The following is a 19,720-nucleotide window of genomic DNA, read 5'->3' on the forward strand; positions in this document are numbered from 1 at the left end:
CTTGGGTCCATCTGCAGCGGCTCATGGCTTCAATGGTATCTCTATAACTGCTCTCAGATGGTTAATGGTGACGAAACTAAGGAAAGTCTATGCTCTTTCGGTCACACCGGCTGAGATGTCACCCCCGGGTGCGGGTCCGGATATTGAAGCTGTCGAAGGCGTATTCACCGATCTGGAGCCACACAAGCTGTTCATTGCGAATGGCATTCATGGAATCGAGACAGGCCTTGAAGTCGCTGTTGGCGGCCGCCAGCTCCTCATAGAGGGATTGCGCGGCCTTGTAGGCCGCATCCATGATGGGGGCCGGGAAGGGGCGAAGTTCCGCCCCCTGCTGCACCAGGCGGCGCAATGCGGGCGGGTTCACCGAATCATATTTTGAAAGCATCCAGTTGTTGGCGGCATCCGAGGCCAGCCGCAGGATGGTCTGGTAGGATTTGGGCAGGCTGGCCCAGTGGTCCGTATTGACCATGAGATGCAGCAGCGCGCCGCCTTCCCACCAGCCGGGATAGTAATAATATTTGGCCACCTGAACGAGGCCGAACTTCTCGTCATCATAAGGGCCGACAAATTCGGCCGCATCGATGGTGCCCCGTTCGAGGGCGGCATACACATCGGTGGGCGGGATCTGCTGGGGAATGACACCCAGACGGGCCAGAACCTGCCCGCCAAGACCCGCGATACGGAACTTCAGGCCCTTCAGGTCATCCAGCGTTTCCAGGGGCTTGCGGAAGAACCCGCCCATCTGGCACCCGGAGTTTCCGGCCGGAATGGCGATGACCTTGTATTTTTCCAGAATGCCGTTGATGAGCTGCTCGCCGCCGCCGAAAGACCACCACGAGAGCTGCTGGCGCGTGTTGAAGCCGAAGGGCACACCGGTGCCGAAGCCGAGCGCGGGGTTCTTGCCCACATAGAAATAGGTGGCGCTCTGCGCGCATTCCACCGAGCCGTTGGAGACGGCATCCATGGCCTGCATGCCGGGCACCAGCTCGCCGGCCGGGAAGGTCTGGATCTGGAACCGGCCATCGGTCGCCTCGCTCACATAGCGCGAGAGCATCTGGGCGGCGCCGAAGATGGAGTCCAGCGAGCGCGGGAAGGAGGAGGTCATGCGCCAGCGCAGTTCCGGCTGGCTCTCGACAATGGCCGGGGCCGCAAGGGCGGGGGAGGCCCCGATGGCGCCGCCGGCAAGGGCTGCTGTCGTTGCGCCAAGGAATTTGCGGCGGGCGATATCCATGCCAGGCTCCCTGCTTCATCAGCATGTTTCACGCATGGCGTGCGTGTTCGCGGGCAGGGGTGTCATGTCGGCATGGTACACGTCAACTGTTTCGTGACAGCGCACCCTTTTCCAGCCTGCGGGGCGGGGCCATATAGTGGGCATGGACAGCACAAGGAAAAACAGTTGATGCAAAGCGTGACCCAGATGCTGCGGGCCATTGTGCTGGGTTCGGCCTGCCTTGCGGCCCCCGTGGCCGCCTCTACTGGCGCACTGGCCGCCGAGCCGGATGTGATCTTCAAGAAGTCCACGGTGTGGAAGTTCATGACCCCGGATGACAAGCTCGTGGTCTCGGGGATCGACGATCCGCTGGTGGATGGGGTGGCCTGCCACTTCACCCTGCCGGAGAAGGGGGGCGTTTCAGGCATGTTCGGCGTGGCGGAGGAGGTGTCCGATGTCTCCCTGGCCTGCCGTCAGGTGGGGCCCGTTTCCTTCCGGGAAAAGTTCTCGCAGGGCGATGTGGTGTTTCGCCAGAGCCGCTCGGTGATGTTCAAGAAGATGCAGATCGTGCGGGGCTGTGACACGAAGCGCAATGTGCTGGTCTATCTCGTCTATACGGACAAGCTGATCGAGGGCAGCCCGCAGAATTCCACCTCCACCGTGCCCATCATGCCCTGGGGGCCGAATGGCGAGGTGCCGAAATGTGCGGACTATCTGAAATGAGGCCGTGATCCGCCGGCTTCAGCGCGAGCAGGTGATGGCCACGACAGCCGGGCATTCCTCATCTTCCCGGCAGGCGGGCGGGGTTGTGCCGGAAAGCTGGATGGCGGGACCATTGCGATCCACCGGGCCGAAATCCAGCGCGCTGGCATAATCATGGGAGCGGCACCATGCGGCCGCAACCTGCGCGCCGCAGCTCGCGCCAGTGGAAAGGCACGTGTCGACGCCATAGCTGCCCGAGGATTCAATCAGGAAAATGCGGGATTCCGCAACAGCATCCCCCATCTGGCCAAGGCCGAGAGCCGTGCCCAAAGCCAGCACGGGAATCAGATGGCAGGAACGCGGGAAAAGAACGCGCGACAGACGAAATCTGGGCATGGACAGGGTAGAACGCCTTTGTGCTTCCGCTTGCATGCCGGTGCCGGCACGCCACGGCAGGGCCAACCGGATGGCCGCACCATGTGAGCGATGACTGATATATCCCCCATTTCCGGGATAATCCTGCATGCCATGCCGGTCAAGCCATGCTTTGTGCCCCCCGTGGCCGGCCAAAGCGTGCTGGAACCGTGCCAAAAAGCCTTGACGCAGCGACGGCGTCGCACCATTGTCCCGCCCATGAACGGTCATGTCTCCATTTTCGGCATTCTTGCGCCGATTATTTGCGGTTAGCCCCAACGCTGGCCGTGGCCGTCCTTTGCTGCCCCTGACATTGAAGGATATGGACCCCCGGCCGGTGGACCGGCGCGAGCGCATGGGTGCGTTTGCGGGGCACAGGCCGGACATGTCCTGAACGGGCATGTCCTTGCAGATCCAGATCCGGCCCCTCGGGGCGGGGCAGGCAACAGGGCGCGTTGCGCCCGACAGGGAATTGGAGCGATCCATGGAGCTGCGGCTTCACAATACGCTGACGCGATCGAAGGACGTTCTGCGTCCGCTCGATCCCACCAATGTGCGCATGTATGTGTGCGGCCCCACGGTTTATGACCATGCCCATATCGGCAATGCCCGGCCGGTCATCGTGTTCGATGTGCTCTTCCGCCTGCTGCGCCGCCTGTATGGCGAGAGCCATGTCCGCTATGTCCGCAACATCACGGATGTGGATGACAAGATCAATGCCCGTGCGGCGGAGCGCGGCATCGCGATCCGCGACCTGACGGAAGAGACCTATCGCTGGTTCCGCGAGGATACGGCCGCGCTCAACTGCCTGCCCCCCACCGTGGAGCCGCGCGCCACCGAGCATATCGCCGAGATGCATGAGCTGATCGAGCGTCTGGTGGCATCCGGCCATGCCTATGTGGCGCAGGAGCATGTGCTCTTCCATGTGCCCTCCATGCCGGATTATGGCGCCCTCTCGCGTCGCCCGCTGGATGAGATGGTGGCCGGTGCGCGCGTGGATGTGGCCCCCTACAAGCGCGATGCCATGGACTTCGTGCTGTGGAAGCCCTCGACAGAAGGGCAGCCCGGCTGGCCTTCACCCTGCGGCATCGCCACGCCGGGGCGTCCGGGCTGGCATATCGAATGCTCGGCCATGAGCTGGAAGCATCTGGGCGAGACCTTCGACATCCATGGCGGCGGCATCGATCTGGTGTTTCCACACCATGAGAACGAGATTGCCCAGTCGCGCTGCGCCTTCCATTCGGGCGTGATGGCGCAGACATGGGTGCATAACGGCTTCCTGATGCTGGAAGGCGAGAAGATGTCGAAATCGCTCGGCAACTTCGTCACCATCCGCGAGCTGCTGGAGGAGTGGCCGGGCGAGGTGCTGCGCCTTGCCATGCTCTCCACCCACTATCGCCAGCCGATCAACTGGACCCGCCAGGGGCTGGGCGCTGCCGCACGCACGCTCGACAAATGGTATCGGGTGATCGGTGATGTGGAGGCCGAAACCGGGCTGGACAATCCCTTCGAGCACGAGATTGCCGAACGGCTGAGCGATGATCTCAACAGCCCCTCCGCCATCGCCCATCTCCATCATCTGGCCGATGTGGCCGAGCATGAGGAAAGCTCCACCGCCCTGCGCCGTCGCCTGAAGGGGGCCGCCAATCTGCTGGGCCTTCTGGGCGAGAGCGACAGTGCATGGCGGGCACGGGCGCGGCAGGCCGTGGCGCTGGATGAGAAGGTGATCGCCGATCTGGTGGAGCAGCGCCTTTCTGCCCGCAAGGCCCGCGATTTCAGGCGCGCCGACCAGATCCGCGAGGAGCTGGCCGCGCAGGGGATCGTGCTCATGGACAACAAGGACGGAACGACAAGCTGGGAGGTGGCGCGATGAGCATGGGTGTGAAGGCGCGGCGCATCGCCCTGCGCCCGTTCCTGCCCGCCGATACAGCGGTTCTGGCCGCCCTGTTCCGCACCTCCATCGAGGAGCTGACGGGCGACGACTATGATGTGGACCAGCAGGAGGCATGGGCCGCGGCGGCAGATGACGAGGCGGCCTTTGGCGAAAGGCTCGCCGGCCTTCTCACTCTCATTGCCACCCATGAGGGGCAGGTGGCCGGCTTCGTCTCGCTGAAGGACAATGAGCATATCGAGATGCTCTATGTGCATCCCCAGGCTGCCGGCATGGGGGTTGGCGCCGCGCTGTGCGAGGCGGCGGAGACACTGGCGCGCGCGCGCGGGGCCAAGGCCATGAGCGTGGATGCCAGCGACAGCGCCCTCGGCTTCTTCCAGCAGCGTGGCTATGCGCCCCAGCAGCGCAATTCCGTTTCCCTCGGGGATGTGTGGCTGGCCAATACCAGCATGAAGAAGCCGCTGGGCGCAGAGGCGCGGATGCAATAGGCCGCCGGGAAAGCCGGCCCCGCACAGCACGAGGCGGGGGCAAAGTGCGGAACAGTCAAGACCTGCATCGCGGTAGCTGTATGCCAGGCGGGGAGGTATGAACCATGGCCCTGAAAGAGCGCCTTTTTCTGTATGACACCACGCTGCGTGACGGTGCGCAGACCAATGGGGTCGATTTCACCCAGGCCGACAAGGTCAAGGTCATGTCCATGCTGGACAAGCTGGGCGTGGATTATGTGGAAGGGGGCTATCCCGGCGCGAACCCTTCCGATACCGAGCTGTTCTCACAGCGGCATGACCTGCGCGCGCGCCTTTCCGCCTTTGGCATGACCAAGCGGCCCGGCCGCTCCGCCTCCAATGATCCCGGCGTCGCGGCCTTGCTGGAGGCGCAGGCGGATACCGTCTGTTTCGTGGCCAAATCCTCCGCCTGGCAGGTGAAGGTGGCGCTGGGCGCGGAACCGGAGGACAATCTGGAGGGCATCCGCGACAGCGTGAAGGCAGCCATTGCCGCCGGACGCGAGGCGATGGTGGATTGCGAACACTTTTTCGACGGTTACAAGGAAGACCGCGATTACGCCCTCTCCTGTGTGAAGGCCGCCTATGATGCCGGCGCGCGCTGGGTGGTGCTGTGCGACACCAATGGCGGCACGCTGCCCCATGAGGTGGAAGAGATTGTGGCCGATGTGGCGCGGGTGGTGCCGGGGGATCATCTGGGCATCCATGCCCATAATGATACCGAACAGGCGGTGGCCAATTCGCTGGCGGCGGTGCGGGCCGGTGCGCGGCAGATTCAGGGCACGCTGAACGGGCTGGGCGAGCGCTGCGGCAATGCCAATCTGTGTTCCATCATCCCCACGCTGTTGCTGAAGCAGGATTATGCGGCGCGTTTTGACATTGGCGTTTCAAAGAGCGCGCTGACGGAGCTGTCCACCCTCTCGCGCACGCTGGACGAGATGCTGAACCGCGCGCCCAACCGCCATGCGCCCTATGTGGGCGAAAGCGCGTTTGCCACCAAGGCGGGCATCCATGCCTCGGCCATTCTGAAGGATCCCTCCACCTATGAGCATGTGCCGCCGGAAGCGGTGGGCAATGCCCGCAAGCTGCTGGTGTCGGATCAGGCCGGAAAATCCAATGTGCTGGCGGAGCTGGAGCGCTTTGGCATTGCGGTGGAGAAGGATGACCCGCGCCTCGCCCGCCTGCTGGAGGAGGTGAAGCAGCGCGAGGCGCAGGGCTACAGCTATGAGGCGGCCGATGCCTCCTTCGCGCTGCTGGCGCGCCGGGCTCTGGGTTCCGTGCCGGATTTCTTCCATGTGGAGCGCTTCAGCGTGAATGTGGAGCGCCGCTACAATGCCCGGGGCGAGCAGGTTTCCGTGGCCGAGGCGGTGGTGAAGGTGGAGGTGGATGGCGATGTGTTCATCTCCGCCGCCGAGGGCAATGGCCCGGTGAATGCGCTGGATGTGGCCCTGCGCAAGGATCTGGGAAAATATCAGCCGCTCATCGTCGGCATGCGCCTGACGGATTACCGCGTGCGCGTGCTGAATGGCGGCACCGAGGCGGTGACCCGGGTGCTGATTGAAAGCACGGATGAGAATGGCGAACGCTGGGGCACGGTGGGGGTTTCCACCAATGTGATCGACGCCTCGTTTGAGGCCCTGATCGACGCCATCACATGGAAACTGCTTCAGGCTGGCGCTGCGGCCTGAGTGCGGGCCGGGCTCTTCCGGCCTGCCCGGATATGTAGAGGGTGTTCAGGCTGAGGACTTTCCCTCATGGCTGAACACTTCCGCCCTGCTTTTGAAAAAGGGCGTGAAGACAGAAAAAGCCATGGCGGTTTTGTGGCAGATCCATGCTAATGCTTCATTGAAGCGTGCTTCGGGATGGATCTGTCAATAAAGGCGCATGATGCAGCAGATGGCCGTGGTTGATCCCAATCTTTTTGTTCATGTGCGCATGCTCATCGGCATTATTGTGGCCTTGAGCCTTGGGCGCCTGTTGAGCGGGCTCGCCGCATTCGTGCAGCATCCCAGCCGCAAGCGGGTGAGTGCGGTTCATATTCTCTGGGTTGCCTTTACGTTTCTGTTCATCGTTCAGTTCTGGTGGTGGGAGTTCAATCTTTCCACCGTAAAATGGGATTATGTGAAGTTCTGCTTCATCATCCTGTATGCCAGTACGCTTTACTTTCTCTGCACCCTTCTGTTTCCGGACTCATTGCACGAGTATGATGGGTATGGAGACTATTTCATGTCTCGCAGAATATGGTTCTTCTCCATATTCATCTCATTCATGATTTTGGATTATTTCGATTCCTTCCTGAAGGGTGCGCAGCATCTGTCGGCTCTGGGGGTTGAGTATCACGCCCGTGCGGTCATGTTCATCTTGCTGAGCCTTGTCGCCATGTTCGTGCAGAGCCGGAAGTTCCACATTACTTTTGCCGCATTGGCGATTGTTTATGAGTTTTTGTGGGCCTTGCGCAAATATAGTGACCTGATCTGAAATGAATAAAGGCCGGGAAACATCCCGGCCTTTTCTGTTCGGAGCCCTTGCAGCCTGCTCAGCCATTCCAGAATGCGCGCATGTCGGCCACATCTGCCAGGGCGCGTTCATGGCCATTGGCCAGGCAGGGGGTGATCCATTTCGGGTCCATGATGCTGTCGACATGGGTTGCGCCGGGGATGAGGCCCACCACCTTGAGGATCACCTGCGTGCCCTGCTGCTCCAGGGTCTTGATTTCCTGCTGGAGCGTATTGGGCAGGCCGGATGTGCGCAGGCCCACTTTCACCGCCTCCGCCCCGCCGTCCGACAGGGAGACGACGAGGGCTTTCTTCACCCCCGCCACCACATCGCAATGGGTGCTGGTCTGGCAGATGCCGCCATCCATGCACAGGCGGTTATCGAGCCAGGTGGGCCCCATGGAGCCGGGCAGGGAGGAGCTTGCGGCGCAGGCATGGCTGATGGGAATGCCCGAGGCTTCTGACACCACAAGGCGCTGGCCGCTATAACAATCATTCGCGGTGGTGTGCAGCCTGGGGGAGGGCCAGCCTGTTTCACCCAGCAATTCCTGAACATGGGCGAAATAATTGGCCGGGCCAGCGGGATTGCGCGCGGCCATGGCGGCGCGGCCGATGCTCTGGATCACCTCCGACGTGGCCTGTGTGGCATTATCTGCCGCCGCGCGGGCGCGCAACTGGCTGGGATTGGGGGGAAGGGCGGGAATGAGTCTGGCAAACAGCTCGGGAGATTTGCCGAGGGTTTCCAGCTCGGTGGCAAAAGCTTCCAGCCGCCCGCCCAGAAGCACGGCGCCCACAAGCGAGCCGGCCGAGGTGCCGACCGCAATATCTGTATTGGCGATATCGATGCCATTGGCTTTCAATGTCCGGAAATAACCCGCCATCCAGGAGGCCAGATAAATGCCGCCGCCACCCAGAACCAGCCCGCGCGCCTTGCCCGCGCCCAGATGTGGCGCATAGGGAATGGGGTGGGCGAGGCCATCATTCCAGCCGGTTTCAGCAGGGGCGGGGGGTGTTTGCGCGCCTTGCCCGGCGGCGCTGGCGGACTGCCGGGCGGATGCCGGTGCACTGGCCAGTATGACCGTTGCACCGAACGCGGTGAGAAACGTGCGTCTTCCCAGCATGAGCTGTCCTCCGGACATGATGGGAGGAGGCTATGTGGTGTTCCGCAGGAATACAATATTCACTGCAACATCAACCCATATGCAGGCACTCTCTATTCAAGCGTCAAAGCATATGGGGGATGAATAGAGGGGCAGGCGCAGACATTCAGGCCCGCTATGGCCCGAAATGGCGTTTTGCCTCGATGGTGAGACCGACGCCGACAGAGCCGAAGGTGTCTCCCTCCACCACCCGGCCTTCTCCCACCGCCTGCACGATCGCCTCGCGCACATGGGCAAGGCGGGTGGAGCCGCCTGTCAGGAACAGGGCGTCCACATCCGAGCGCCGCAGGCCGGCATCCTTGAGCAGCATGTCGATCCGCGCGGCGATGCGATCGGCCAGAAGCGCGGTGATGGAGGCCAGTTCCGGCTGGGTGATGCCCAGGGCAAGGCCCGGTTCCATCCACTCCAGGGGAATGCGGGTCTGCGGCCCGGCGGCCAGATCAATCTTGGCGGCCTCCACCACGCCGGCCAGTGCGTGGCCGCGCCGCTCCTCGATAACCTGCATCAGCCGTTCCAGCCGCTCGGGCGCCTGCGCCTCGCGGCGCACCTCGCGGATCTCGCGCAGGACCTTGGGTTCATAGAGGCGATTGATGGAGTGCCAGCTCGCCAGATCATGAAAATAGCTGGAGGGCACATCGAGGCCGGCCCGTTTCATGGGCGTGCCATAACCCAGCAGGGGCATGAGGGTGGCAAGGCTCAGCAGCCGGTCGAAATCCGTGCCGCCAATGCGCACGCCATCATTGGCCAGAATATCGGAGGAGCGATCAGCCAGATTGCGCCGCTCCGGGCTGATGCGGACGATGGAGAAATCCGATGTGCCGCCGCCAATATCGGCAATGAGGGCGATTTCCTCGCCGGCGATCTGCTGTTCATAATCCAGCGCGGCGGCGATGGGCTCATACTGGAACAGGATATCGCGAAAGCCGATACCATGGGCGATCTCGCGCAGGGCATTCTCGGCGGCGCGGTCGCCTTCGGCATCGCCATCCACGAAATGCACCGGGCGGCCATGGACCACAGCCGTGATCTCGCCATCCGCCTGTTCTTCCGCACGGGCCTTCACGGCGGCAATGAAACGGGCGATGACCTCCCGGAAGGGCGCGCGATCACGCCCGATTCGGGTGGTTTCTTCCAGAAGGGCGCTGCCGAGAACGGATTTGAGGGCGCGCATGAGGCGACCTTCCGTCCCTTCAATATAAGCGGAAATGGCGGCGCGTCCAATGCAGCTGCTGCCATCCGCACCGAAGAAGATGGCGCTGGGCACGGTTTCATGCGTGCCTTCAAGCCTGCACAGACGCGGCCCACCGGGATGATTGAGGCCGAGCGTCGTGTTCGATGTTCCGAAGTCCAGACCGCATGCGACCATCACACCCTCCAAAAGCCGAGCTTTTTGGCGGTCTTGTGCTAGAGTTGCAAGAGGGGCGTGTGTAAGGCAGTTATGCCTCATGCGCAGGGGCATGCGTTCTATTGGTAAATCGTCTCATATTTGCTGCATTGAGTGGGGAGGATTCCGTTCCTCTTCGCTGCACTTCCGCATGCGGCTTTTTTCCGGATCGATTGCGACATGGATGATTGTGGAGACCAGTTTCGTCGCCTTCATGAAACCAGCCCTGTCCTCATGGCGGCTTATGATGGTGATGACCGGTTGCGCTATGCCAATGCCGCCTACCGGGAGGCCTATGGGGTGGAGCCGGGCGAAAGCCCGCTCTGGACAGAGCTGGTGCGCCGCAATTTCGCACTCGGGCGTGGAAAGGTGATCAGCGCTCCCGATTTCGAGGAGTGGCTGGTTTCCGCCCTTTCCAGACGGGGCAAGACCCCGGTGCGCACCATGGAACATCCGCTGCATGACGGACGATGGATGCTGGCAACCGAAAGCGTGGGCGATGATGGCTGGCTGCTTTCCATCGAGTGTGACATCTCCAATCTGCGGGATGATGCCCGCACGCTGCGCATGGCGCGCGACAGGGCGATCCAGGCCTCGCATACGGATGAGCTGACGGGCGTGGCCAACAGGCGTTTCGTGATTGCGCGGGTGGAGGACATGCTGGCGCGAAAGGGCATGGGCCTTGGCGCCGATACCAGCGGCTGCGTGTGCCTGCTCGATCTCGACAACTTCAAATATATCAATGACCGCTATGGCCATCAGGCCGGCGATGCGATTCTCCGGGACTTTGCCGCCCGCATCAATGCCCAGGTGCGCCGCTCGGACTGTTTCGGCCGGGTGGGGGGCGAGGAGTTCGTGCTGGTGCTGCCGGATACCTCGCGCGAGGATGCGGTGCGCATTCTTGAACGGATGCTGCACATGGTGCGGACATCGCGCCCCCTGAAGGGGCGGCCGGACTTCTCCTACAGCTTTTCCGGCGGGGTGGCGGCCGTGCGTCCGGACGATACTTTCAGCAGCATTTACGGGCGCGCCGACAAGGCGCTCTACAGCGCCAAGATGGCCGGGCGGAACCGGGTGCAGATTGAGGAGGACGATGAGCTGCCGCTCTTCTCCTAGGTAAAAATTCCTTTTTAGGAAAATTGTCCTTGACAGCGATGCGCTCGACGGGTAGTGTTTGTGCATGTTCCAGAGTTGCGCCCGCCACGAAGGCGCTGTGCGGCGGCTCTGGTTTTTCATATCCGGCATGAGCTTTTCGCACTGGGCTTTTGAAGCGCATGCCCGTGCGCCGCTGTGCCGGCATATTTCATTCTGGACATGCCATGCCTGAAAAAGAGCTGCCGCGGCAAGCACTTGCAAAAGTGCAGCCGGAGACGGCGCGGCTTGCCCGCGCGCTTTATGAAAATGGAGTGCCGCTTGCTGAAATCATCCGGAAAACCGGGCTGACCTCACATTCTGTCTATTACTGGGCAGACCGGGAGATTGGTGCGGATGGAACAGTCACGCTCAACCCCATGCCGCGCCGCCAGACTGGGGGGCGCAGGCGGGGCCGGGTGCAGCCGCGCTCCGCCCGTGTGGCGGGGCGCGCTCAGCCCGGGCCTATCTCATCGGCACGGGAACAGGCCGGTTCAGGAGCTTGCGCGGAGGCGCCGGCAGAAGATGCGGGGGCGGAAAGGGCGCGCAACCGGAAAGCGCCGGCAAGGCGGGCTTCCCGCCTTCCGCCGCGTGCCGCCCGCACATCCGGAGGGGGTAGCGCAAGGCCGCATCCCCGCCAGCGGCTGCTGGAGCGATTGTGGCGGACGGCGGAGCGGCAGGTTGCCGAGATTGAGGGCCGCATGCGCGCATCGCTCAATATGGGCGATGACGGCGCAGACCTTGTGCGCAGCGCGGCGGACAGTGAGAAGGATGCCCGTGCCCTGGCCCTGATCGCGCGCACCTTGCGCGAGCTGACGGCGGCCGAGGATGAGGCCATCCGCACCCATGCGGCAACAGGCGAGGATGACCATGTGCGCGATCTCGACGAATTCCGCCGTGAACTTGCGCACCGCCTTGAGCGATTGTGCGCAGGTGGAGGGGCTGGTCCAGCGCTTTCTGGCGAGCCTGAATGAGGCCGAGGCACAAAGGCTGCTGACAGACTGGGCCATGTGGGCGCGGGAAGACCAGTTGCCGCCTTTGCAGGCGCAGGGTGGCGGGCCGTGGAACACATGGCTGGTGCTGGGCGGGCGGGGTGCGGGAAAGACCCGCGCGGGAGCGGAATGGGTGCGCGGGCTGGCGCTGGGTCGCCCTCCCTTTGCCCACCGCCCGGTGACACGTATCGCCCTGGTGGCCGAGACCATGGCCGATCTGCGTGAGGTGATGGTGGAGGGCGTTTCCGGCATTCTCGCCATCCATCCACGCCGCGAGAGACCGAAATGGGAGCCCACGCGGCGGCGGCTGGAGTGGCCCAATGGCGCGGTGGCGCAAGGCTTTTCGGCTGAAGACCCGGAAAGCCTGCGCGGCCCGCAATTCGCTGCGGCATGGCTGGATGAGCTGGCGAAATGGAAACGGGCGGACGATGCCTTCGACATGCTGCAGTTCGGCCTGCGTCTGGGAGACCAGCCCCGCCAGATGGTGACGACGACCCCGCGTGCCGCGCCAATTCTGCGCCGCCTGCTGAATGATCCGCATGTGGCGGTGACGCGGGCGAGGACGGCGGACAATGCGTTGCATCTGGCCCCCGGCTTTCTTACCCATGTGTTGAAGCGCTATGGCGGCACAAGACTGGGACGGCAGGAGCTGGACGGCGAACTGATCGAGGACAGGCCCGATGCCCTGTGGACCCGTGCGGCGCTGGAGGCCGCGCGTATCGAGGTCGCGCCGCCCCTCCAGCGCATTGTGGTGGCGGTGGACCCGCCGGCCTCCTCACGCGCGGGGGCGGATGCGTGCGGCATTATCTGTGCCGGCATGGATGCGACGGGCACTGTGCATGTGCTGGCCGATGAAAGCGCCCAGGGCCTGCGACCGGCCCAGTGGGCGGGCAAAGCGGTGGCGCTGTATCGGCGTTTCGAGGCGGATCTCATCGTTGCCGAGGTCAATCAGGGTGGGGAGATGGTGCGCGCTGTTCTGGCCGAAGTGGATGCCGGCGTGCCGGTGGAACAGGTGCGCGCGACACGCGGCAAGTTCCTGCGGGCCGAGCCGGTAGCCGCACTTTATGAGCAGGGCCGTGTGCATCATTGCGGCACCTTTCCCGCGCTGGAGGACGAGATGTGCGATTTCGGGCCACAGGGCCTTTCCTCCGGCCGCTCGCCGGACAGGGTGGATGCGTTGGTCTGGGCTCTGACCGCACTGGCGCTGCAACCACAGGCCCCGCCGCCACGGGTGCGGGGGCTTTAGGGCGCGCTCCTGTCCCCGGGAAGTGCGGGCCTCTTGTGCCCGTATGCGGGCCGGTGGGGCCGCATGCTGCCGATAAGGTGCATTCATCATTCATTCTGGCCGCCTTTGGGCGGCCTTTCTGTTTTCGGGGTTTGTCATGCTCTCTTCTCTTCTGGCGCCCCTGCGGCGCGCACCGAAGCCGCAGGAGGTGAAAGCCAGCCGAACGGCGGCGCTTGTGGCCCTGCTGGGCGGCGGACATGCGCGCTGGAGCGGGCGTGACTTCGCCAGCCTCTCGCGCGAGGGATATGCGCGCAATGCCATTGCCTATCGTGCCGTGCGGATGATCGGAGAGGCGGCAGCCTCGGTGCCGCTGGTGCTGATGGAAGGCGCGCGGGAACTGGATGAGCATCCGCTCCTGTCCCTTCTGGCGCGACCCAATCCGCGCCTCACCGGCACATCCCTGATCGAGGCGGTGGTGAGCTATCTGCTGGTGGCGGGCAATGCCTATGTGGAGGCCGTGGCCGTGGATGGGCGCCTGCGGGAGCTGCATGTGCTGCGGCCGGACAGGATGCGTGTCGTGCCCGGGCCGGATGGCTGGCCGGAGGCTTATGACTATACGCTGGCCGGGCGCACGCAGCGCATCTGCCAGGCCAGCCTGGTGGAGGCGGCGGATGTGCCGCCCATTCTGCACCTCACCGCCTTCAACCCGCTGGATGACCATTATGGTTTCGCCCCGCTGGAGGCGGCAGCCCAGGCGCTGGACCTGCACAATTCCGCCAGCGCCTGGAACAAGGCGCTGATTGACAATGCCGCGCGCCCTTCCGGTGCGCTGGTCTATGGCGGGGCCGGGGTTCTCAGTGATGAGCAGTTCGAGCGGCTCAAGGGCGAGCTTGAAACCTCATTTCAGGGCGCGACCAATGCCGGACGTCCGCTATTGTTGGAAGGGGGACTCGACTGGCGCCCGCTCTCCCTCTCGCCCAAGGACATGGATTTCGAGGCGGCGCGAAACTCCGCCGCGCGCGAGATTGCACTGGCCGTGGGCGTGCCGCCGCTGCTGCTGGGGATTCCCGGTGACAGCACCTATTCCAATTATGCCGAAGCCAACCGTGCCTTGTGGCGCCAAAGCGTGCTGCCGCTGGTGAAGCGCGTGGCGGAGGGGCTTTCCTGCTGGCTGGGGCCGGCCTATGGCGCGGATTTGCGGCTGGTGCCGGATCTGGACCAGGTGGAGGCGCTTTCCGGCGAGCGAACGGAATTGTGGGCGCGGGTGGGCGCCGCGGACTTCCTGAGCGAGGAGGAAAAGCGGGCCGCCGTGGGCTATGGCGCCTGAGGGCGAGGCGCGTGCTGCGGGCTTTCAGAAGCCGGAAGAGGAGGGATGCGATGGAGCCGCTTGTCCGTGCCTTTGCGGAGCGGGGTGATCTGGCGCATCTGGCGCTGCTGTTATGGGCGCTGGCGGCCTCGGCCGCATGCTGGCGCGCGCTGCAGGCCCTCTCGCAGGCCAGCTCGCGGCTGGATGACTTCATCCGCGAGCTGGCGCGTTTCAATGCCCATTATGGCGATGACATGTGAGCGCGGAAATCACTTTGCGGGCTGTTCGGTGCTCGCGCTGGCATCCGCATTCTCGGGCTTCTTGGGCGTCAGCGTGTTTTCCGCACGGAAGAGCGCCCATTCTTCCACGACCCGCCCATCGGGCAGATGGCAATAACCCACCCGGCCATGATCACTCTCGCGGATCTCAAGACTTCCGCCCTTGGTGACACAGTATTCAGTGGCCGGATTCGCCAGATGTACCGGGCCACCCTTCTTTGCTTCCGATTCTGAATACGCAGCAAAAGGCACAAGAAGAACTGCGGCAAGCAGAAGATATGGCAGGGGATGGGCCATGGCGGGGATGCCTCACGATGAAAGTGTGAGTATTTCACCCGTCTTTTGAGGCGTGGCTATGGCGAATGAGGGGCGTTCACATGATGGGCGCCACTTTTCTATTTCATCCTTATTGATTTGATAAAATGGAGAGCTTCCATGCCTGCTCCTTCCCGGAAGGCGGCGGCGCCGCGCATTCGTGCGCTGGATACGCCCGCCCGCCCATGTGCCACCATGCCCGGATCCGCCGCCGCCAAAGGCCGCGGCAAGGCTGCTCCCGGTCAGGTGTTCCGCGATTTCGTGGCGACGCTTGAACGGCTGGACAAGGTGCGCCGCCACAAGGCCGGCCCCACCGGCGCGGAGGGTTGAGCGTGTCGTACATGGAGAATGAGGCCAGCCCCTCCTTTCAGGTGGAAGGCTATGCCTGCCTGTTTGGCGTCACGGATCTGGGGCGCGACATGGTGCTGCCGGGCGCCTTCACCCACAGCCTTGCACGGCTGGGGGCGGGCGGGGTGCGGATGCTGTATCAGCATGATCCGGCCGAGCCCATCGGCATCTGGACCCATATGGAGGAGGATGCGCGGGGCCTTTATGTGCGTGGGCGTCTCTCCTGCGGGGTGGCGCGTGCGCGCGAATGTGCCGCGCTGGTGGCGGAAGGGGCGCTGGATGGGCTCTCCATCGGCTTCAGGGCCGTGGAGGCGCGCAAGGACCCGCGCAGCCGCGTGCGTCAGCTCTCCCGCATTGATCTGTGGGAAATCTCCATCGTCACTTTTCCCATGCAGCCGGGGGCGCGCATCGCCCGCCACCCGGTGTCCGCACCACCCGTTCTGGCCCCGCCGCCCGCTTTGGCGCTGGCCTCGGCCACCACCCGCCTGCGCGCGAGCCTGTGCGGGCACTGACTGTCCCTTTTTTGTTTTTCCTCATCGGTTTCCGCCGGGTGTGCCCGGTGGATGGGCCGTGCTGTTTTCATGTCACAGGGAAATATATCATGTCGAATATGATGGGTGCGCCGGAGAAGAAGGTGGCCATGGTTGAGGCCAATACTGCCGAAACGCGTGCCGCCATGGCGGATTTTCTCTCCGCTTTCGAGGCATACAAGGCCGCCAATGATGCGCGTCTTGCTGAAATGGAACGGCGCAGTGCCGATGTGCTGACCCGCGACAAGCTTTCGCGCATTGATGCCGCGCTGGACCTGCAACAGGCCCGTCTCGATGCGCTGGCGACCAAGGCGCGGCGCCCGGCACTTGAGGGGCGCAGGGGCGAGGCCGCGGGCATGCCGGCAAGCCATGAGCATGGCGCGGCCTTTGATGCCTATGTGCGCCATGGCGAGATGGGCGGGCTGAAAATGCTGGAGGGCAAGGCGCTCGCGGCTGGTGCAGGCGCAAATGGCGGGTTTCTCGTGCCCTCCGCGATCGAGAGCGAGATCGGTCGCCGTCTGGCCGCGCTTTCCCCCATCCGCGCCCTCGCCACGGTTCGCACCACCGGGGCCGGCACGCTGCGCAAGCCTTTCATGACCTCCGGGCCGATGGCCGGCTGGGCGGCGGAAACGGCGGCCCGCCCGCAGACCGATACGCCGGTTCTGGCGGAGCTGACCTTCCCGGCCATGGAGCTGTACGCACAGCCGGCGGCCACCCAGGCCCTGCTGGATGATGCCCAGATGAATGTGGAGGACTGGCTGGCGGAAGAGGTGGATGCCGCCTTTGCCGCACAGGAGGGGGCCGCCTTCGTCCATGGCGACGGGGTGGCCCGGCCGCGCGGCTTCCTGACCTATGACACGGTTGCGGAAAGCGCATGGACATGGGGCAAGGTGGGCCATGTGCCGAGCAAGGCCGATGGAGGCTTTGCGGCCTCCAGCCCCGCTGATGGCCTGCTGGATCTCGTCTATGCCCTCAAGGGCGGTTATCGTCACAATGCAACCTTCGTGATGAACCGCCGCACGCAGGCTGCCGTGCGCAAGCTGAAGGATGAGAACGGCAACTATCTCTGGTCGCCCCCTTCCGCCGCAGGACAGCCCGCCAGCCTGATGGGCTTTGCCCTCGTGGAATGCGAGGACATGCCGGACATCGCGGCCGATGCCTGCGCCATCGCCTTTGGCGATTTCCGCCGCTTCTATCTGGTGGTGGACCGGGCCGGGGTGAATGTGCTGCGCGATCCCTTCTCCGCCAAGCCCTATGTGCTGTTCTACACCACCAAGCGCGTGGGTGGCGGCGTGCAGGACTTTGATGCGGTGAAGCTGATGAAGTTCAGCGCGGCCTGAGGCGTGCGCGCCGCGAGGATGACCCATGCGGCGCACGGATCAGGACAGGATACCGGGCGGTGGCAGAAGCTGCCGCCCGGCGGGCCTTTCCCCCTCTCTCACTCCAGCGGGCGCGGATATTGCGGCCAGGATGGGACAAGCCGGCTGAGCACGCTGGCCGAGATGACGACCACCAGCGTGAAAGGCAGGACGATGGTGATGGGGAACCAGATGCTGGTGTGAAAAAGCGGCGGAAACAGCGCAAGAGCCACACCGGGCGGATGATAGGCCCGCATCTTGGGCAGGGCTGTGAGCGCCACGAAGGCCGATGCGGCGGCAATGAGGGGGCCGGTGCCGAATATCTGGCAGGCCGCGGTTCCGATCATGGTGCCGATGGTGGCGCCGAACACCACCGCGAAGGGCTGGGCGGTTGGAGATTGCGGAAGATAGAGAATGACGGTCATGCTTGCGGCAAAGGGCGGGATGAGGAGCAGGCCGATATTCTCCTTGTCCAGATAGGCCAGCCCGAGAAGCAGGGTGAAAATCCAGATCATGCCGGGCAGGAAGGGCTGCTCCGTGGTGCCCCATCGCGAGATGACGCGGTGAAAGAAGTTCCATATGTCCATGCGGTTGCTCGTGGGGACAATCCATGAAGCTCTGCCGGGCCATGTTGTGGTTCGGCAGCATGCTTCTGCATGATATGGCCGGGCGTGGAGGGATGGGCGCGGATGGCCCTCAGTTCGGCATGACGATGCAGGCACCGCCCGCATTGCGCAAGCGATTGCACAGGGCATTGGCTTGCGCGCGCGTTTCCGCCGGCAGGCGAACCCGATAGAAAGTGCGGTTTCCGCGTCCGCCAAGGCGGGTTGCGATGATCATGGGGCGCTGATCTCCCAGCACGGCGCGATGGCGGGCCGCCACGCGACGATAGGATGCAAGCGCGACTGACCGGGAGTGATTGCCCGAGACCTGCACCCCCCAGGGGGCGAAAAGCTGGCTCATCTCATCATCCGGGCCGGGATGACCCTTGCGGATGGAGGCCAGTGTGACCATGCAGGATTCCGCGGGAAACAGGGCCGCCCCCGTCGGGTCTGCCACAAGGGGAGGGGGGCTTTCCTCCGCCGCGCCTTTCCGGGGCGCGGCTTCTCCCAGATCTTCCGGTGTTGCGAGGGAGACCAGTTCCCGCCGCTTCAGCGCGCCCCATTGCTCGGCGCTGCGGCCGGTGATGAAGCGCACATAATCCCGCGTTTCCTGCGGCAGACCGCTGCCGGCGAGAAAGCGGTTCACCCGGCCTGGCCCGGCATTGTAGGCGGCCGCGGCAAGGCCGAGATTGCCGAATTCCTTCAGATGGTCTGCCAGCAGGGCGGCGGATGCGGGAATGGCGCTGGCCGGATCAAACGGATTGTCCAGCCCGCGCGCCCTGGCGGTGGCGGGCATGAACTGGGCGATGCCCTGCGCCCCGGCATGGCTCACCACATGCGGACGAAATGAACTTTCCCGCCAGATGAGGCGGGTGAAGAAGGGTGTGGGCAGCCCCTCCTTTTTGGCAGCCTCATCGATGAGGCGGCAGATGGCGTGGTCGAAGCCCTCATCCTTCTGCGCTGCGGCCGGGCTGGTGAAGGCCGCGCCGGCCAGGCATGTGGCGCCAAGCGCCAAGGCTGTCATGGCCCGGCGCGCTGATCTGAAAAAGAGGAGCAAGCCGTTGGCCATGGATCATTCTCCGATCGGACTGCCGAGATTGCGGGCCGTGCTTGTAATCCAGTCCCGATGCAGTGAAACGAGTGTGACACCCGTGACCCCGCCGCATCCGCGCTTTCCGCCTGCGGCTGTCACCCAGCTGGTGACCCCGGCGAGCGCGCCATTGCGAAAGGCGGGGCCGCCGGAATCCCCCGTGCAGGCCCCCGCGCCGCCCCCCTTGGACAGGCGCACCATGATGCCGCCCGTTGTGCCAATGGAGGGCAGGGAAACAGCGCGCAACTGGCCGGCTGTCTGCTCCGCGCCATCACTTGTCATGCCATAGCCGGCAAGGAGCAGGGAGGAGCCCTTGGGCGGAATGCCATCTGATGCGAGCCGCGCCGGGCGCAGGCGCGCGGGCAGAGGCTCCGCCAGCTTCACCAGAGCCAGATCCGGCGTCGGTGTCCGGCTGCGGAACTGGCCGGGATCAAAGCGCGGGTGCAGGGCTATGCGGGTGGCCGGAATGAGGCGTGGCGGGTTTTCATCCACCAGCGCCACGGCATAATCCGCCGCCGGCCCCACGCAATGGGCTGCCGTGAGCAGCAGGTCTGGCGCGAGAACCGTGCCGGTGCAGGAGGCGCCGCGTGTGGAGACGATGAGCACGCTGTGTGCCGCAATCTCGGCCGAAGCCGCCCGCCCGCCAACAATGGCCTGTGCGGGGCTGGACAGGGCGAGGCCGGCGGCAAGGGCCAGTGCGGCGGCAAGGGTGCAGGAGCGCTTCATGCCCTTGGTTGTGCCGCTGCCTTGAAGACACGTCAATCCACTGACTGACACCCATGGTGG

The 19,720-nt window shown here is 64.2% G+C and carries 21 protein-coding genes; 13 read left to right on the plus strand and 8 right to left on the minus strand.

Going from position 1 to position 19,720, the window contains the following annotated elements:
- Positions 1–118: 118 nt before the first annotated feature.
- A complete protein-coding gene (locus tag ACT6QG_RS09075; RefSeq protein WP_444977249.1) occupies positions 119–1,231 on the minus strand; it encodes a TRAP transporter substrate-binding protein in 1,113 nt (370 codons plus the stop codon).
- Between the two features lie 168 nt (positions 1,232–1,399).
- Here ACT6QG_RS09075 and ACT6QG_RS09080 point away from each other — a divergent pair, with 168 nt between their 5' ends.
- Positions 1,400–1,933 carry a CreA family protein gene (locus ACT6QG_RS09080; protein ID WP_444977250.1) on the plus strand — a complete coding sequence of 178 codons (534 nt, stop codon included), beginning with the start codon at positions 1,400–1,402 and terminating at the stop codon, positions 1,931–1,933.
- Positions 1,934–1,951: 18 nt separating this feature from the next.
- On the opposite strand, the gene ACT6QG_RS09085 is transcribed toward ACT6QG_RS09080, so the two are convergent.
- Positions 1,952–2,308 carry a hypothetical protein gene (locus ACT6QG_RS09085; protein ID WP_444977251.1) on the minus strand — a complete coding sequence of 119 codons (357 nt, stop codon included), beginning with the start codon at positions 2,306–2,308 and terminating at the stop codon, positions 1,952–1,954.
- Between the two features lie 502 nt (positions 2,309–2,810).
- Between ACT6QG_RS09085 and cysS the strand changes: the two genes are divergently transcribed.
- The 4 genes from cysS to ACT6QG_RS09105 all read left to right on the plus strand — a co-directional run bounded on the left by cysS (position 2,811) and on the right by ACT6QG_RS09105 (position 7,198).
- Complete coding sequence (cysS, locus tag ACT6QG_RS09090; protein ID WP_444977252.1) at positions 2,811–4,199, plus strand: cysteine--tRNA ligase; 1,389 nt, start codon at positions 2,811–2,813, stop codon at positions 4,197–4,199.
- A 2-nt stretch (positions 4,200–4,201) separates the two neighbouring features.
- Entirely contained in the window at positions 4,202–4,705 is a 504-nt protein-coding gene (locus ACT6QG_RS09095) for a GNAT family N-acetyltransferase (RefSeq protein WP_444977437.1), read from the plus strand.
- A gap of 104 nt (positions 4,706–4,809) precedes the next feature.
- A complete protein-coding gene (cimA, locus tag ACT6QG_RS09100) occupies positions 4,810–6,408 on the plus strand; it encodes a citramalate synthase (protein WP_444977253.1) in 1,599 nt (532 codons plus the stop codon).
- 208 nt (positions 6,409–6,616) lie between these two features.
- Positions 6,617–7,198 carry a hypothetical protein gene (locus ACT6QG_RS09105; RefSeq protein WP_444977254.1) on the plus strand — a complete coding sequence of 194 codons (582 nt, stop codon included), beginning with the start codon at positions 6,617–6,619 and terminating at the stop codon, positions 7,196–7,198.
- Positions 7,199–7,256: 58 nt separating this feature from the next.
- On the opposite strand, the gene ACT6QG_RS09110 is transcribed toward ACT6QG_RS09105, so the two are convergent.
- Both ACT6QG_RS09110 and ACT6QG_RS09115 read right to left on the minus strand, forming a co-directional pair.
- Positions 7,257–8,336: a patatin-like phospholipase family protein gene (locus tag ACT6QG_RS09110; RefSeq protein ID WP_444977255.1), complete on the minus strand. Its 1,080-nt coding sequence runs from the start codon at positions 8,334–8,336 to the stop codon at positions 7,257–7,259.
- A 154-nt stretch (positions 8,337–8,490) separates the two neighbouring features.
- Entirely contained in the window at positions 8,491–9,741 is a 1,251-nt protein-coding gene (locus tag ACT6QG_RS09115; protein WP_444977256.1) for an Hsp70 family protein, read from the minus strand.
- A gap of 198 nt (positions 9,742–9,939) precedes the next feature.
- Here ACT6QG_RS09115 and ACT6QG_RS09120 point away from each other — a divergent pair, with 198 nt between their 5' ends.
- From ACT6QG_RS09120 to ACT6QG_RS09140, 5 genes are all read left to right on the plus strand, one after another.
- Positions 9,940–10,875, plus strand: a complete 936-nt coding sequence (locus tag ACT6QG_RS09120; protein ID WP_444977257.1) for a GGDEF domain-containing protein — start codon at positions 9,940–9,942, stop codon at positions 10,873–10,875.
- A 716-nt stretch (positions 10,876–11,591) separates the two neighbouring features.
- Positions 11,592–11,864, plus strand: coding sequence for a hypothetical protein (locus ACT6QG_RS09125; RefSeq protein WP_444977258.1), 273 nt, complete (start codon positions 11,592–11,594; stop codon positions 11,862–11,864).
- Entirely contained in the window at positions 11,857–13,128 is a 1,272-nt protein-coding gene (locus tag ACT6QG_RS09130; protein ID WP_444977438.1) for a DNA-packaging protein, read from the plus strand. Before ACT6QG_RS09125 ends, ACT6QG_RS09130 begins: the two co-directional genes overlap by 8 nt.
- A gap of 136 nt (positions 13,129–13,264) precedes the next feature.
- Complete coding sequence (locus ACT6QG_RS09135) at positions 13,265–14,434, plus strand: phage portal protein (RefSeq protein ID WP_444977259.1); 1,170 nt, start codon at positions 13,265–13,267, stop codon at positions 14,432–14,434.
- 50 nt (positions 14,435–14,484) lie between these two features.
- A complete protein-coding gene (locus tag ACT6QG_RS09140) occupies positions 14,485–14,673 on the plus strand; it encodes a hypothetical protein (RefSeq protein ID WP_444977260.1) in 189 nt (62 codons plus the stop codon).
- A 9-nt stretch (positions 14,674–14,682) separates the two neighbouring features.
- On the opposite strand, the gene ACT6QG_RS09145 is transcribed toward ACT6QG_RS09140, so the two are convergent.
- Complete coding sequence (locus ACT6QG_RS09145; RefSeq protein ID WP_444977261.1) at positions 14,683–14,988, minus strand: putative hemolysin; 306 nt, start codon at positions 14,986–14,988, stop codon at positions 14,683–14,685.
- A gap of 138 nt (positions 14,989–15,126) precedes the next feature.
- On the opposite strand from ACT6QG_RS09145, the gene ACT6QG_RS09150 reads away from it, so the two are divergent.
- The 3 genes from ACT6QG_RS09150 to ACT6QG_RS09160 all read left to right on the plus strand — a co-directional run bounded on the left by ACT6QG_RS09150 (position 15,127) and on the right by ACT6QG_RS09160 (position 17,224).
- Entirely contained in the window at positions 15,127–15,336 is a 210-nt protein-coding gene (locus ACT6QG_RS09150) for a hypothetical protein (RefSeq protein ID WP_444977262.1), read from the plus strand.
- 11 nt (positions 15,337–15,347) lie between these two features.
- Positions 15,348–15,866 carry an HK97 family phage prohead protease gene (locus ACT6QG_RS09155; RefSeq protein WP_444977439.1) on the plus strand — a complete coding sequence of 173 codons (519 nt, stop codon included), beginning with the start codon at positions 15,348–15,350 and terminating at the stop codon, positions 15,864–15,866.
- Positions 15,867–15,955: 89 nt separating this feature from the next.
- Positions 15,956–17,224, plus strand: a complete 1,269-nt coding sequence (locus ACT6QG_RS09160) for a phage major capsid protein (protein ID WP_444977263.1) — start codon at positions 15,956–15,958, stop codon at positions 17,222–17,224.
- 98 nt (positions 17,225–17,322) lie between these two features.
- On the opposite strand, the gene ACT6QG_RS09165 is transcribed toward ACT6QG_RS09160, so the two are convergent.
- The 3 genes from ACT6QG_RS09165 to ACT6QG_RS09175 all read right to left on the minus strand — a co-directional run bounded on the left by ACT6QG_RS09165 (position 17,323) and on the right by ACT6QG_RS09175 (position 19,660).
- A complete protein-coding gene (locus ACT6QG_RS09165; RefSeq protein ID WP_444977264.1) occupies positions 17,323–17,829 on the minus strand; it encodes an HPP family protein in 507 nt (168 codons plus the stop codon).
- Between the two features lie 109 nt (positions 17,830–17,938).
- Entirely contained in the window at positions 17,939–18,868 is a 930-nt protein-coding gene (locus ACT6QG_RS09170) for a lytic transglycosylase domain-containing protein (protein ID WP_444977265.1), read from the minus strand.
- Between the two features lie 48 nt (positions 18,869–18,916).
- The gene (locus tag ACT6QG_RS09175) at positions 18,917–19,660 is read right to left on the minus strand and encodes a S1 family peptidase (RefSeq protein WP_444977266.1); all 744 of its coding nucleotides are present in this window, start codon (positions 19,658–19,660) and stop codon (positions 18,917–18,919) included.
- Between the last annotated feature and the right edge of the window lie 60 nt (positions 19,661–19,720).

It is taken from the genome of Haloleucobacter ellipsoideus, from assembly GCF_052491725.1.

Coding starts and splice junctions, on each gene's coding strand:
- ACT6QG_RS09140 (WP_444977260.1), top strand. CDS start 14,485: ATGGAGCCGCTTGTCCGTGCCTTTGCGGAGCGGGGTGATCTGGCGCAT.
- ACT6QG_RS09155 (WP_444977439.1), top strand. CDS start 15,348: ATGGAGAATGAGGCCAGCCCCTCCTTTCAGGTGGAAGGCTATGCCTGC.
- ACT6QG_RS09175 (WP_444977266.1), bottom strand. CDS start 19,660: ATGAAGCGCTCCTGCACCCTTGCCGCCGCACTGGCCCTTGCCGCCGGC.
- cimA (WP_444977253.1), top strand. CDS start 4,810: ATGGCCCTGAAAGAGCGCCTTTTTCTGTATGACACCACGCTGCGTGAC.
- ACT6QG_RS09150 (WP_444977262.1), top strand. CDS start 15,127: ATGCCTGCTCCTTCCCGGAAGGCGGCGGCGCCGCGCATTCGTGCGCTG.
- ACT6QG_RS09105 (WP_444977254.1), top strand. CDS start 6,617: ATGGCCGTGGTTGATCCCAATCTTTTTGTTCATGTGCGCATGCTCATC.
- ACT6QG_RS09145 (WP_444977261.1), bottom strand. CDS start 14,988: ATGGCCCATCCCCTGCCATATCTTCTGCTTGCCGCAGTTCTTCTTGTG.
- ACT6QG_RS09165 (WP_444977264.1), bottom strand. CDS start 17,829: ATGGACATATGGAACTTCTTTCACCGCGTCATCTCGCGATGGGGCACC.
- cysS (WP_444977252.1), top strand. CDS start 2,811: ATGGAGCTGCGGCTTCACAATACGCTGACGCGATCGAAGGACGTTCTG.
- ACT6QG_RS09170 (WP_444977265.1), bottom strand. CDS start 18,868: ATGACAGCCTTGGCGCTTGGCGCCACATGCCTGGCCGGCGCGGCCTTC.
- ACT6QG_RS09160 (WP_444977263.1), top strand. CDS start 15,956: ATGTCGAATATGATGGGTGCGCCGGAGAAGAAGGTGGCCATGGTTGAG.
- ACT6QG_RS09120 (WP_444977257.1), top strand. CDS start 9,940: ATGGATGATTGTGGAGACCAGTTTCGTCGCCTTCATGAAACCAGCCCT.
- ACT6QG_RS09125 (WP_444977258.1), top strand. CDS start 11,592: ATGCGCGCATCGCTCAATATGGGCGATGACGGCGCAGACCTTGTGCGC.
- ACT6QG_RS09085 (WP_444977251.1), bottom strand. CDS start 2,308: ATGCCCAGATTTCGTCTGTCGCGCGTTCTTTTCCCGCGTTCCTGCCAT.
- ACT6QG_RS09075 (WP_444977249.1), bottom strand. CDS start 1,231: ATGGATATCGCCCGCCGCAAATTCCTTGGCGCAACGACAGCAGCCCTT.
- ACT6QG_RS09135 (WP_444977259.1), top strand. CDS start 13,265: ATGCTCTCTTCTCTTCTGGCGCCCCTGCGGCGCGCACCGAAGCCGCAG.
- ACT6QG_RS09095 (WP_444977437.1), top strand. CDS start 4,202: ATGGGTGTGAAGGCGCGGCGCATCGCCCTGCGCCCGTTCCTGCCCGCC.
- ACT6QG_RS09115 (WP_444977256.1), bottom strand. CDS start 9,741: ATGGTCGCATGCGGTCTGGACTTCGGAACATCGAACACGACGCTCGGC.
- ACT6QG_RS09080 (WP_444977250.1), top strand. CDS start 1,400: ATGCAAAGCGTGACCCAGATGCTGCGGGCCATTGTGCTGGGTTCGGCC.
- ACT6QG_RS09110 (WP_444977255.1), bottom strand. CDS start 8,336: ATGCTGGGAAGACGCACGTTTCTCACCGCGTTCGGTGCAACGGTCATA.